Below are 12,478 nucleotides of genomic sequence, written 5' to 3'. Positions count from 1 at the left end.
ATGGAGCTGGAGCAGCGCATCATCGATCTAGAGGCACGCCTGGCTTTTCAGGACGATACAATTCAGACGTTGAATGATGTTCTGGTTGCGCAGCAGCGTGCGGTCGAGCGGCTGCAGGCGCAGCTGGGATTGCTCGCCAGGCGGCAGGAAGATATGCAGAGCAGGATGAGTGGAGAGGAGGATGAAGGGCCTCCGCCGCACTATTGACAAGCTGCGGCGGGAGCGAGAGCGCCAGTGCCAGCTTGGCTCTGGCGTTTGGCGTTAACTATCTTATTGGGTTGCGACTACATCTTCGGCCTGAAGACCTTTGTCGCGCATCATGATGGTGAATTCGACGCGTTGACCTTCTACCAGCACCCGGTGGCCTTCGCCTCGAATGGCCCGAAAGTGGACGAAGACATCATCGCCGCTGTCGCGCGAAATAAAGCCGAAACCTTTCGAGGTATTGAACCATTTGACCGTGCCCGTCTCGCGTCCGGCTGCCGGTGCTGTCGCGCGTTTAGGCTGGCTATTACGGTTATGTGAGAGCTGGTTGCGATCGGTTGTGCGTACGTCTTTGGATTGAGCTGTAGCCAGCTGCAGCAATACGGAGATAAAGACGAGCACAAGGCTGGCAAGAGTGGCTGGTTGATTTGCAATGGCAGCGATCGGCATCAGCAATACAGCGGCCTGGATCACGACCGCCATAATCAACAGCGCGGATGCGCCCAGCAGAATTGGGCGGTTATGCCCGCTCGCCGCAAGGTTCACAGATGAGGCAAATTGGACGTTCAGCAGACCGAGAAGGAGCAGGCATAGCGCCTCGGGTTGTACCAGAAGCGGCATTGCGCCGGTGAGGCTGGGTACGAATGACAATACCAAGGCAGCTACGCCCGTTAATACATGGATGATCTTAAGCATTCATATGACTCGCAGTTAAATAGCACGATAGAAAGCGGCAGGCGTTGGGCAAAATTGGAAGCTGAGCGTGGGCAGAGCGATCGCTCGTATTTGATGGTGCCCAGCCTGCGGCGCGCGCGTATTTAACAGTAAAGGAAGGCGCTGCTCAAATGGCACGCCATGACCAGGTGAGGGAAGAGGCGGGGCGCAAGCCTATTTGGGTTGCTAACTTTAGGTTGATGGGCAGCAGAGGTGTGTTTGGTTCATGGCCCCAAGGACGAGACAGTCGCGTGGGCGGCTGTCTCGTTGTGAGCCGACACGATGCCTCGTATCAGGCGGCCAGCAAGCTGCGCAGCATCCATGCGGTTTTTTCGTGGATCTGCATACGCTGGGTCAGAAGATCAGCGGTTGGCTCATCACTGACTTTTTCCAGCAGCGGGAAGATACCGCGCGCGGTGCGAACAACCGCTTCCTGTCCTTCAACCAGTAGCTTGATCATCTCATCGGCGGAAGGAATGCCTTCCTGCTCCTTGATCGACGACAGCTTTGCATAGGCGGCGTAAGTGCCTGGAGCGGGGAAGCCCAACGCACGGATACGCTCGGCAATGTCGTCCACGGCCACCGCAAGTTCTGTGTATTGGGTTTCGAACATGGTATGCAGGGTGTTGAACATCGGCCCGGTCACATTCCAATGGAAGTTGTGGGTCTTCAAGTAAAGCGTGTAAGTGTCGGCCAGCAGGCGGGACAAACCGTCCGCAATAGCGGCGCGATCCTGTTCGGCAATGCCAATGTCGATTTCCATGGTTGTCTCCCGTTTGATGAATTCACTGACAGTTATGCCAGAAGTGAGTGCATTTGGTGAGTGAGCGCGATGTCACGTAACGATCATCGGTTTGAAGCTTCAGAGCGGTCTTCGGTTCAACCGGGTTGTCTATCACCTCGATGGTACAAGGCTATCGGTGCCGGCTGCGTTGAAGCAATTATGCAGATATAATCCCGCGCTTGTGTCGGGCGGCTCGTTTGCCGTACGGGTAGCGCCGCGCTTTGATGCTGAGCGCTCCTTCAGTGCCGACAGGTGATATCTCAGGCGGGGCGCCGCGAAGCAGCCGTCTGTCCAGTCGCGGGTCGAGCGACCCCAACGAATTTCCAAGATACGAGAAGCGAACCTCACCATGATGCGCAGCCACTATTGCGGCCAGTTGAACGAAAGCCTGGACGGCCAGGAAATCACTCTTTGCGGTTGGGTTCATCGCCGCCGCGATCACGGCGGGGTCATTTTCCTTGACGTGCGCGATCGCGAAGGCATGGCTCAGGTGGTGTTCGATCCAGACCGCGCCGAGACCTTTGCCGCCGCCGACAAGGTGCGCAGCGAGTACGTCGTGAAAATCAACGGCAAAGTGCGTCTGCGTCCTGAGGGCGCGCGCAACCCGAACATGGCTTCCGGCGCCATTGAAGTGCTGGGTTATGAACTGGAAGTGCTGAACGAGGCGGAAACCCCACCGTTCCCGCTCAACGAATACAGCGATGTGGGTGAGGAAACCCGGCTGCGCTATCGCTTCATCGACCTGCGTCGACCGGAAATGGCCGAGAAGCTCAAGCTGCGCTCAAGCATCACCACCAGCATCCGCCGTTACCTCGACGAGAACGGCTTCCTAGACGTAGAAACGCCAATACTAGGACGTCCGACGCCTGAGGGTGCGCGTGATTATCTGGTTCCCAGCCGTACCCACGCCGGCAACTTCTTTGCTCTTCCTCAATCGCCCCAGCTGTTCAAGCAATTGCTGATGGTGGCCGGATTTGATCGCTATTACCAGATTGCCAAGTGCTTCCGTGACGAAGACTTGCGGGCCGACCGTCAGCCGGAATTCACCCAGATCGACATCGAGACCAGCTTTCTCGACGAGTCCGACATTATCGGTATTACCGAAGGCATGGTGCGCAAGCTGTTCAAGGAAGTGCTGGGCGTCGAGTTTGGCGAGTTCCCGCACATGCCTTTCGAAGAGGCCGTGCGGCGCTATGGTTCCGACAAGCCGGACCTGCGTATTCCGCTGGAGTTGGTCGACGTTGCGGATCAGCTGCAGCAGGTCGAGTTCAAGGTCTTCAGCGGTCCGGCAAACGACCCCAAGTGCCGAGTCGCCGCGCTACGTGTGCCGGGCGGTGCCAGCATGCCGCGCAAGCAGATCGACGACTACACCAAGTTCGTCGGCATCTACGGTGCCAAGGGCCTTGCGTACATCAAGGTCAACGAGCGCGCCAAGGGCGTGGAAGGCCTGCAGTCGCCGATCGTCAAGAACATCCCGGAAGACAAGCTCAACGTCATCCTCGACCGCGTCGGTGCGGTTGACGGCGACATCGTCTTCTTTGGGGCCGACAAGGCCAAGATCGTTTCTGAGGCCCTGGGTGCGTTGCGTATCAAGCTAGGTCACGACCTGAACCTGCTGACCTGCGAATGGGCGCCAATGTGGGTCGTCGATTTCCCGATGTTTGAGGAAAACGACGATGGCTCGCTTTCAGCCCTACACCACCCGTTCACTGCGCCCAAATGTACCCCGCAAGAGCTCGAGGCGAATCCCGCCGGTGCGCTGTCGCGCGCTTATGACATGGTGCTCAACGGTACCGAACTGGGTGGCGGCTCGATCCGTATCCATCGCAAGGAAATGCAGCAGACCGTATTCCGCATTCTCGGTATCAGCGAGGCGGAGCAGAACGAGAAGTTCGGCTTCCTGCTCGATGCGCTCAAATACGGTGCACCGCCGCATGGCGGTCTGGCGTTTGGTCTCGATCGTCTGGTCATGCTGATGACCGGCGCGCAATCAATTCGTGAGGTGATCGCCTTCCCGAAAACCCAGAGCGCGGCGGATGTGATGACCCAGGCGCCGGGTGCGGTAGATGCCAAAGCATTGAGGGACTTGCACATTCGCCTGCGCGAGCAGCCGAAAGCCGAGTGACGGCGACGCAAGAGCCCAGGGAAACCTGGGCTCTTGGTTTAAGCAAGATGAAAAGTTGATCAGAAAGGGAGGCAGTTATGGCTGGTCATTCCAAATGGGCCAACATCAAGCATCGCAAGGGGCGCCAGGACGCCAAGCGCGGCAAGATCTTCACCAAGATCATCCGTGAACTGACTGTTGCCGCGAAGAGCGGGCCGACTCCTGCGGACAATCCTCGGCTACGTCTGGCGGTGGACAAAGCGCTGGTTGCCAACATGACCCGCGACACCATCGACCGCGCTATCGCACGTGGTGCAGGCACCAACGAAGCCGACAACATGGCGGAGTTGACCTATGAGGGCTACGCACCCAGCGGTGTCGCCATCATCGTCGAAGCCATGACCGACAACCGCAACCGCACCGCTGCGGAAGTGCGTCATGCGTTCAGCAAGCACGGCGGCAACTTGGGGACCGATGGCTCGGTCGCCTACATGTTCGATCGCAAGGGCCAGATCAGCTTCGCCGCGGGCGTGGATGAGGATGCGCTGATGGAAGCAGCGCTGGAAGCCGGTGCCGATGATGTGGAAATGGGTGAGGATGGCTCGGCTTTGGTGTCGACCAGCTTCGCTGATTTTCATGCCGTCAACGAGGCGCTGAGCGCCGCTGGGTTCAAAGGCGAGGAGGCGGATATCGCCATGATCCCGTCGATTGCTGCGCCGCTCGCCGATCTGGAAACCGCCCAGAAAGTGCTGCGTCTGATCGATGCGCTGGAAGACTTGGACGACGTGCAGAACGTCTATCACAACGCTGAAATTTCAGATGAGATCATGGAGCAGCTGGACTAATCCGTTGCGCAACATCACAGCCGGAAGCGACCCTCGGCGCTTCCGGCTTTTTGTTGGTCTTTTTTTGCCGGCGTGGCCATGGCGTCTCGTTATGTCGCTGGTCGCCGCGCAGGGAGCTCCTTATACTGCTGGCTGGATAAATAGACAGTATGGCGATGGCATGACGCTTATTCTGGGGATCGACCCCGGCTCACGAATTACCGGCTACGGCGTAATCCGTGATACCGGCCGCAACTGTGAGTATGTCGCGTCCGGCTGCATTCGCACCGGCAGCGGCGAGCTATCCGCTCGCCTGCAGGCGGTATTTACCGGCGTTAGCGAAGTGATTCGCCTGCATGGTCCAGTGACCATGGGCATCGAACAGGTCTTCATGGCGCGCAACGCAGATTCCGCGCTCAAGCTCGGGCAGGCCCGCGGAGCTGCCATTGTGGCCGCCGCGGAGCAGGGGTTGGAAATAGCCGAGTACACCGCCACCCAGGTCAAGCAGGCCATCGCCGGAACTGGCGGAGCTGATAAGCAGCAGGTACAGATGATGGTGATGCATCTGCTGAAGCTGGTGCAGAAGCCTCAGATCGATGCGTCCGACGCTCTGGCAATCGCCTTGTGTCACGCCCATCATCGGCAGAGCCTGATTCCGCATGGGCTGGCCGGTGCCAAACGGCGCGGGGGGCGCCTGCGCCTGTAAGGGGTATGGGCTCGGCCGAAACGTTCGCCCGAGTCATAGTGCTGATTGAGTATTTCGGCTGCGGCACGGCATGTCGGCCAAAGGAGGAAGAGTTTGTGATTGGACGTTTGCGCGGCACCCTGGCTGAAAAGCAGCCGCCTCATCTGATATTGGACGTGAATGGCGTCGGTTACGAGGTCGAGGTACCGATGACGACGCTGTACCGCCTGCCTGCGGTAGGCGAGCCGGTGACGCTGCATACCCATCTAGTGGTGCGTGAGGACGCGCATTTGCTGTATGGCTTCTTTGAGAAGCGTGATCGTGAGCTGTTTCGCGAGCTGATCCGGCTCAACGGCGTGGGTCCCAAGCTGGCGCTGGCATTGATGTCGGGGCTTGAAGTGGACGAGTTGGTGCGTTGTGTCCAGGCCCAGGATACCTCTGTGCTAGTGAAGATTCCCGGCGTGGGCAAGAAGACCGCCGAGCGTCTGCTGGTGGAGCTCAAGGATCGCTTCAAGGCTTGGGAGACCATGCCGTCCATCGCAACTTTGGTAGTGGAACCCCGCGGAGCTGTGGCAGTCTCAAGCGCCGAGAGCGATGCCGTCAGTGCGTTGATCTCGCTGGGCTTCAAGCCACAAGAAGCCAGCCGTGCCGTATCCGCCGTACAGGAAGACGATTTGAGCAGTGAAGACCTGATCCGCCGTGCACTCAAGGGAATGGTCTAGTGATCGAAGCTGATCGTCTGATTACCGCCACCGGTCGTGACCGCGAAGAGCAGTTCGACCGTGCCATCCGCCCACTCAGCCTGGCCGATTACATCGGGCAACCTGTCGTGCGCGAGCAGATGGATCTGTTCATTCGTGCCGCACGGGCGCGCAAGGAATCGCTCGATCACACGCTCATCTTTGGTCCGCCGGGTCTGGGCAAGACCACGTTGGCCAATATCATCGCCCAGGAAATGGGCGTATCGATAAAAAGCACGTCTGGGCCGGTGCTTGAGCGGCCGGGTGACCTCGCTGCGTTGCTGACCAACCTGGAGGAGGGCGATGTCCTCTTCGTCGACGAAATCCATCGCCTGTCGCCCATCGTCGAAGAGGTGCTGTACCCGGCGATGGAAGACTTCCAGCTAGACATCATGATCGGCGAGGGGCCAGCCGCGCGTTCGATCAAGCTCGACTTGCCGCCGTTCACGCTGGTGGGAGCTACCACGCGGGCCGGTATGCTGACCAACCCGCTGCGCGACCGCTTCGGTATTGTGCAGCGCCTCGAGTTCTACTCCACCGCCGACCTGGCAACGATCGTGACGCGGTCTGCCGGTATTCTCGGTTTGCCCATCGAGCCCGAGGGCGCATTGGAAATCGCCCGCCGCGCCCGCGGTACGCCACGTATCGGCAACCGACTGCTAAGGCGCGTCCGGGATTTCGCCGAAGTTCGTGGCAACGGCGAAATATCTCGAGTGACCGCAGATCTCGCCTTGAATATGCTCGACGTCGACGAGCGTGGCCTGGATCACCAGGACCGCCGGCTGTTGCTGACCCTGATCGAGAAGTTCGATGGTGGCCCCGTGGGTATCGATAGCCTCGCTGCCGCCATCAGCGAAGAGCGTCACACTATCGAGGATGTTCTCGAACCGTACCTGATTCAACAGGGCTACATCATGCGCACGCCGAGAGGGCGGGTGGTGACTCGCCACGCCTATCTGCATTTCGGTCTGAACCTGCCGAAACGCATGGGCGATTCGCCAGTAGGCGACCTCTTCGAAGATGACACAGCGTGACAAAAATATTGTTCTTCCACCCGATTGGCATTTGCAGGGCCTGGCACTAGTATGCGCGCGGAATCACATGCTCAACCGTTCTCACTTCGGTGTCGTGTCTATTACGAAGACACCGATGCGGGCGGCATCGTTTATTACGTCAATTACCTCAAGTTCATGGAGCGGGCCCGTACCGAGCGGTTGCGCAGCCTGGGTTTCGCCCAGTCGCAACTGGTAGGTGAAGACCTGCTATTTGTCGTGCATTCCAGCGAAGCGCGTTACTTCGCGCCGGCAAGGCTGGATGATGAATTGCTGGTCTCTGCCGAAGTGGCGGAGGTCAAGCGTGCAAGCCTGCGTTTCAAGCAGCAGGTGCGACGCGCGAAGGATGATTTACTGCTCTGCGAAGGGCAGTTCGTGGTGGCTTGTGTGCGCACCGAGAGTTTGAAACCCCGCCCCATTCCCGAAGCGCTGCGTGCTGCTTTCGCCGGGTCGGGTCTATCCCCAGTAGGAGAGTAAGCGTGGAAGCCAACGTCGATCATATGTCCATGTGGAGCCTGATCAGCAATGCCAGCTTTGTGGTTCAGCTGGTCATGTTGATCTTGGTAGGCGCCTCGGTGACCTCTTGGATCATCATATTCCAGCGCGGCAACATGCTGCGGGCCGCCAAACGTGCGCTGGACAGCTTTGAAGAGCGCTTCTGGTCGGGCATCGACCTTTCCAAACTGTATCGCCAGGCCGGCAGCAACCCAGACCCAGACTCCGGCGTCGAGCAGATCTTTCGTGCCGGCTTCAAGGAGTTCTCCCGCCTCCGCCAGCAGCAAGGTGTGGATCCGGACGCAGTGATGGATGGCGTCAACCGTGCCATGCGCGTTGCGATCTCCCGCGAGGAAGAGAAGCTCGACCAGAGCCTGCCGTTCCTTGCTACTGTCGGTTCGACCAGCCCCTATATCGGTCTGTTCGGGACCGTCTGGGGCATCATGAATTCCTTCCGTGGCCTGGCCCAGGTTCAGCAAGCGACCCTGGCGACCGTGGCACCGGGTATCGCTGAGGCCTTGATCGCCACCGCCATCGGATTGTTCGCGGCGATCCCAGCGGTCATTGCCTATAACCGGTTCTCGGCCCGTGGCGAGATGCTCATCGGCCGCTACTACACCTTTGCCGACGAGTTCCAGGCGATCCTCCATCGCAAAGTTCACACCACAGAAGATTGAGGCCCGCAGGCCATGGCAAGAATTCGCAACAGACGCAAACCTGTCGCCGAAATGAACGTGGTGCCTTACATCGACGTGATGCTGGTGCTACTGGTGATTTTCATGGTGACCGCGCCGATGCTCAACCAGGGCGTGAAGGTCGATCTGCCCAAGGTCAGCAGCGAAGTCCTGCCTCAGGATAATGATGCCCGCGTGCTGACCATCTCGATCAAGGCGGACAAGACCTATTTCTGGAACATCGGTAGTGAAGTCGATACCGAGACCGTGCAGGATCAGGCGCTGACGCTGGAGGAAATGACCAAGGCGGTCACCGCAATCATGAATCAGAACCGCAGTCAGGGTAAGCAGGTCCAGGTGTTCGTGCGCGGCGATAAGGCGGTGGACTACGGTTCGGTGATGTCCGCGATGGGCGGGCTGCAGGAAGCGGGCGTGGGTAATGTCGGCCTGATTACTGAGGCGCCTTGATGCAGCAGCCGGAACGTTCGCGCTCGGAGAGTTACTACTGGCCCACCATATTGGCGGTGGGGCTGCACGTCATCATCTTCGGAATGCTCTTTGTCAGCTTCGCCATGACGCCGGAGCTGCCGCCGTCCAAGCCAATCGTTCAGGCGACTCTTTATCAGCTTAAATCGCAGAGTCAGGCGAAGACCCAGACCAATCAGAAGATTGCTGGCGAGGCGCAGAAAACGGCCGCCAAACAGTACGAAGCCGAACAGATGGAGCAGCGCAAGGTCGAGCAGCAAAAGCAGGCCGCTGCTAAAGCTGCGGAACAAAAAAAGGCTGAGGAAGCTCGAAAGGCCGAGGTAGCGAAGGCCGATGCTGCCCAAAAGGCAGCCGAAGCCAAGAAAGCCGAAGAGGCGAAAAAAGCCGAGCAGAAGAAGCAGGCGGATATCGCCAAGAAGAAAGCGGCAGACGAAGCGGCGAAAAAGAAGGCTGCCGAAGAAACGAAGAAAAAAGCTGCAGCTGAGGCGGCACAAAAGAAAGCCGCCGAAGAAACGAAGAAAAAGGCGGCAGCCGAAGCCGCAAAGAAGAAGGCTGCGGAAGAAGCGAAGAAAAAGGCCGCCGAAGCCGCTCGCAAGGCTGCGGAGGACAAAAAGGCTCAAGCGCTTGCCGAGTTGTTGTCCGAGGACACGGAGCGCCAGCAAGCCATGGCTGATACTCAAGGTGATCAGGTCGCCGGCAACTTCGATGATCTGATCCGGATGCGCGCAGCAGAGGGCTGGACCCGGCCGCCATCGGCGCGAAATAACATGTCCGTATCGTTGCGGGTCAACATGCTGCCGGACGGCACCATCACCGCTGTGACGGTATCGCGCTCCAGTGGTGATGCGCCGTTCGATAATTCCGCGGTTGCAGCGGTTAAGAATATTGGTCGGCTGACCGAGATGCAGGGGCTCTCTGCTCAGGAGTTTCAGCCGTATCGCTCGTTCACGATGACATTTACGCCTGAGGATTTAGCGTTGTGATCAATTACTTTCGAGGTTTTATCGTCCTTCTCCTGTTCGTGCTGGGTAATGCCGTGGCGCAAGAGAAGAACATCGTCGTTACGAGTGGTGCCGATCGTGCGATTCCGATCGCTGTGGTGCCGTTCGGTTGGCAGGGGGGAACCGTGCTGCCAGAAGACATGGCCGAGATCATCGGTAACGACATGCGCAATACGGGTATCTTCGAGCCTATCCCGAAGCAGAACATGATCAGTCTGCCGACTCGCGGCAGCGAAATCATCTTTCGTGACTGGAAGGCGCTCGGCGCCCAGTACGTCATGGTTGGCAATATCGCGCCCTCCGCCGGGAAGCTGCAGATCCGCTATGAGGTGTTTAACGTCACCACGGAACAACAGGTCATGACGGGCACTGTGGGCGGCGGCCAGGATCAACTGCGCGACATGGCGCACTACGCAGCCGATCAGGCCTTCGAGAAGCTCACGGGTATCAGGGGTGCCTTCTCCACGCGTCTGCTCTACGTCACCGTCGAACGCCTCGGCGGGGCAAATACGCGATATACATTGCAGCGTTCCGATTACGATGGTGCTCGTGCCGTGACCCTGCTGCAGTCACGTGAGCCGATTCTGTCGCCCCGCTATTCGCCTGACGGGCGCCGTATCGCCTACGTATCGTTCGAGCAAAAACGCCCCCGCATCTTCATGCAGCATATCGATACCGGTCGCCGCGAGCAGATCACCAATTTCGAAGGGCTCAACGGTGCACCGGCATTTTCACCGGATGGCAATCGCCTGGCGTTCGTGCTGTCGAAGGATGGCAATCCGGAGATCTACGTCATGGATCTCGGGTCTCGCCAATTGCAGCGGCTCACCAATCATTATGCGATCGACACGGAGCCTTTCTGGGGTTCCGATGGTCAGACCATATACTTCACCTCGGATCGCGCCGGCAAGCCTCAGATCTACAAGCAGCGTCTCGGTGGTAACAACGCCGAACGGGTGACCTTCGTTGGCAACTACAACGCCAACCCGAAGCTTTCTGCCGACGAGAAGACGCTGGTGATGATTCATCGTCAGGAGGGCTATACCAATTTCAAGGTGGCGGCACAGGACCTGCAGCGCGGCAATTTACGGATACTCTCCGAGACGAGTTTAGATGAGTCGCCCACTGTTGCGCCTAATGGCACCATGCTAATCTACGCGACCCGCCAGCAGGGCCGGGGAGTCTTGATGCTCGTATCAATCAATGGTCGAGTTAGGCTCCCGCTTCCTACTGCTCAAGGCGAAGTCCGTGAGCCATCGTGGTCCCCTTACCTGAACTGATGCGGTATCAACGCTTTACCTAACCAAAAACACAACTGGGGTTGTTACACATGGAAATGCTGAAATTCGGTAAGTTCGCTGCGCTGGCTCTGGCTATGGCTGTAGCTGTTGGTTGTTCCTCCAAGGGCGGCGACGACTCTGGCGAAGGTTCCACCGCCGTTGATCCTAACGCTGGCTATGGCGCTGACAGCGGTGCTGTCGACGGCAGCATGAGCGGCGAAGAAGCTGCCCTGCGCGCCATCACCACTTTCTACTTCGAATACGACAGCTCGGATCTGAAGCCAGAAGCCATGCGCGCTCTGGATGTTCACGCCAAGGACCTGCAGTCCGCTGGCAACCGTGTCGTGCTGGAAGGCCACACTGACGAGCGTGGTACTCGCGAGTACAACATGGCTCTGGGTGAGCGTCGTTCCAAGGCGGTCCAGCGCTACCTGGTTCTGCAGGGCGTGTCTCCTGCTCAGCTGGAACTGGTCTCCTACGGCGAAGAGCGTCCGGTTGCCATGGGTAACGACGAGCAGTCCTGGGCTCAGAACCGTCGCGTTGAGCTGCGTAAGTAATAAGCCATGCTCAAGCACCGTTACGCTCTGACGCTTATTGCGCTTGGTTTACCGTTTTTCGCGGTGGCCCAGGTCCCGGTGGTGGAATACGACTCGCAAACCCAAGGTGGTGCGCCTGAGGCCGGTTACTCCTCTGGGGCGGATACGGGCGGTGCCTATGTCGGAGGCGGAGCGTCAGCTCCGTCTTCGGCGCAGGGCATGCTCTTCGTTCAACTGCAGCAGATGCAGGAAGAGATCGCGCAACTGCGCGGAATGCTAGAAGTGCAACAGAACGAAATTCAGCGCCTGAAGCAGGAAGGGCTGGAGCGTTATCAGGATTTGGATCTTCGCTTGTCGGGCGCCTCATCAGGCGGATCGGCTAGTCAGAATTCTTCAACCGCTGGCACGGACGGTGCCGGCGGTTCTATACAGGCGCGTGAAGGCGCTTCAGATCAAGGAGTGGCGATTGGTCAGTCAGCCGACCCTGAAAAGGAAAAGCTGTATTACGACGCCGCGTTTGATCTGATCAAGGCGAAAGATTTCGAAAAGGCCAGTCAGGCCTTCTCCGCTTTCTTGCGTAAGTATCCCAACAGCCCGTACGCAGGCAACGCGCAGTATTGGTTGGGCGAAGTGAACCTCGCAAAAGGGGATCTGCAAGGCGCAGGCCAGGCATTCGCCAAGGTCAGCCAGGCGTATCCGCAGCACAACAAAGTCCCGGATTCACTGTACAAACTGGCTGATGTTGAGGTCCGCCTGGGCAACCGTGACAAGGCCAACGGGATTCTTCGCCAGGTGATTGCCGATTACCCGAACAGCTCGGCCGCGCAATTGGCTCAGCGTCAACTGAATCGATAAGTCGCCATCGTTTGGTTAGCTAAACAAAACCCGCCTACTCGGCG

General features: G+C 58.6%; 14 protein-coding genes and 2 pseudogenes. 13 read left to right on the top strand and 3 right to left on the bottom strand.

The window, feature by feature from the left end; genetic code table 11:
- Positions 1-207 (top strand): SlyX family protein, encoded by a 207-nt coding sequence (locus H3028_RS01670; protein WP_181295319.1) that lies wholly within the window; start codon positions 1-3, stop codon positions 205-207.
- Positions 208-270: 63 nt separating this feature from the next.
- Here the strand turns inward: H3028_RS01670 and H3028_RS21165 are convergent.
- The 3 genes and pseudogenes from H3028_RS21165 to H3028_RS01660 all read right to left on the bottom strand — a co-directional run.
- A pseudogene (locus tag H3028_RS21165) lies at positions 271-480 on the bottom strand (cold-shock protein); the annotation flags it as partial.
- 102 nt (positions 481-582) lie between these two features.
- Positions 583-900: pseudogene (locus H3028_RS21455) on the bottom strand (cold shock domain-containing protein membrane protein); the annotation flags it as partial.
- 310 nt (positions 901-1,210) lie between these two features.
- The gene (locus tag H3028_RS01660; RefSeq protein WP_181295317.1) at positions 1,211-1,681 is read right to left on the bottom strand and encodes a Dps family protein; all 471 of its coding nucleotides are present in this window, start codon (positions 1,679-1,681) and stop codon (positions 1,211-1,213) included.
- 370 nt (positions 1,682-2,051) lie between these two features.
- Between H3028_RS01660 and aspS the strand changes: the two genes are divergently transcribed.
- The 12 genes from aspS (at position 2,052) to ybgF (ending at position 12,434) form a co-directional block, all read left to right on the top strand.
- Positions 2,052-3,827 carry an aspartate--tRNA ligase gene (gene aspS / locus H3028_RS01655; RefSeq protein WP_181295316.1) on the top strand — a complete coding sequence of 592 codons (1,776 nt, stop codon included), beginning with the start codon at positions 2,052-2,054 and terminating at the stop codon, positions 3,825-3,827.
- Between the two features lie 77 nt (positions 3,828-3,904).
- Positions 3,905-4,651, top strand: a complete 747-nt coding sequence (locus H3028_RS01650; protein WP_181295315.1) for a YebC/PmpR family DNA-binding transcriptional regulator — start codon at positions 3,905-3,907, stop codon at positions 4,649-4,651.
- Positions 4,652-4,811: 160 nt separating this feature from the next.
- Complete coding sequence (gene ruvC, locus H3028_RS01645; protein WP_168425746.1) at positions 4,812-5,336, top strand: crossover junction endodeoxyribonuclease RuvC; 525 nt, start codon at positions 4,812-4,814, stop codon at positions 5,334-5,336.
- 95 nt (positions 5,337-5,431) lie between these two features.
- The gene (gene ruvA / locus H3028_RS01640; RefSeq protein WP_181295314.1) at positions 5,432-6,037 is read left to right on the top strand and encodes a Holliday junction branch migration protein RuvA; all 606 of its coding nucleotides are present in this window, start codon (positions 5,432-5,434) and stop codon (positions 6,035-6,037) included.
- Positions 6,037-7,089: a Holliday junction branch migration DNA helicase RuvB gene (ruvB, locus tag H3028_RS01635; protein WP_181295313.1), complete on the top strand. Its 1,053-nt coding sequence runs from the start codon at positions 6,037-6,039 to the stop codon at positions 7,087-7,089. Before ruvA ends, ruvB begins: the two co-directional genes overlap by 1 nt.
- Before the next feature lie 51 nt (positions 7,090-7,140).
- Positions 7,141-7,584 (top strand): tol-pal system-associated acyl-CoA thioesterase, encoded by a 444-nt coding sequence (gene ybgC, locus H3028_RS01630; RefSeq protein WP_181295312.1) that lies wholly within the window; start codon positions 7,141-7,143, stop codon positions 7,582-7,584.
- A gap of 2 nt (positions 7,585-7,586) precedes the next feature.
- Positions 7,587-8,279, top strand: a complete 693-nt coding sequence (tolQ, locus tag H3028_RS01625; RefSeq protein WP_181295311.1) for a protein TolQ — start codon at positions 7,587-7,589, stop codon at positions 8,277-8,279.
- Between the two features lie 12 nt (positions 8,280-8,291).
- Entirely contained in the window at positions 8,292-8,744 is a 453-nt protein-coding gene (gene tolR, locus H3028_RS01620) for a protein TolR (protein WP_168425741.1), read from the top strand.
- Positions 8,744-9,745, top strand: a complete 1,002-nt coding sequence (tolA, locus tag H3028_RS01615) for a cell envelope integrity protein TolA (protein WP_181295310.1) — start codon at positions 8,744-8,746, stop codon at positions 9,743-9,745. Before tolR ends, tolA begins: the two co-directional genes overlap by 1 nt.
- Positions 9,746-9,765: 20 nt before the next feature.
- On the top strand, positions 9,766-11,043 hold the full coding sequence (gene tolB, locus H3028_RS01610) for a Tol-Pal system beta propeller repeat protein TolB (RefSeq protein ID WP_309109521.1): 1,278 nt from the start codon (positions 9,766-9,768) through the stop codon (positions 11,041-11,043).
- A gap of 50 nt (positions 11,044-11,093) precedes the next feature.
- Positions 11,094-11,600: a peptidoglycan-associated lipoprotein Pal gene (pal, locus tag H3028_RS01605; protein WP_168425738.1), complete on the top strand. Its 507-nt coding sequence runs from the start codon at positions 11,094-11,096 to the stop codon at positions 11,598-11,600.
- Positions 11,601-11,606: 6 nt separating this feature from the next.
- A complete protein-coding gene (ybgF, locus tag H3028_RS01600) occupies positions 11,607-12,434 on the top strand; it encodes a tol-pal system protein YbgF (protein WP_181295308.1) in 828 nt (275 codons plus the stop codon).
- Positions 12,435-12,478 lie beyond the last annotated feature (44 nt).

Origin of the sequence: Pseudomonas sp. Q2-TVG4-2 (genome assembly GCF_013620795.1) — a bacterium.
In the GTDB taxonomy this organism is placed as follows: domain Bacteria; phylum Pseudomonadota; class Gammaproteobacteria; order Pseudomonadales; family Pseudomonadaceae; genus Stutzerimonas.
This window is presented reverse-complemented; position numbering and strand designations above follow the sequence as displayed.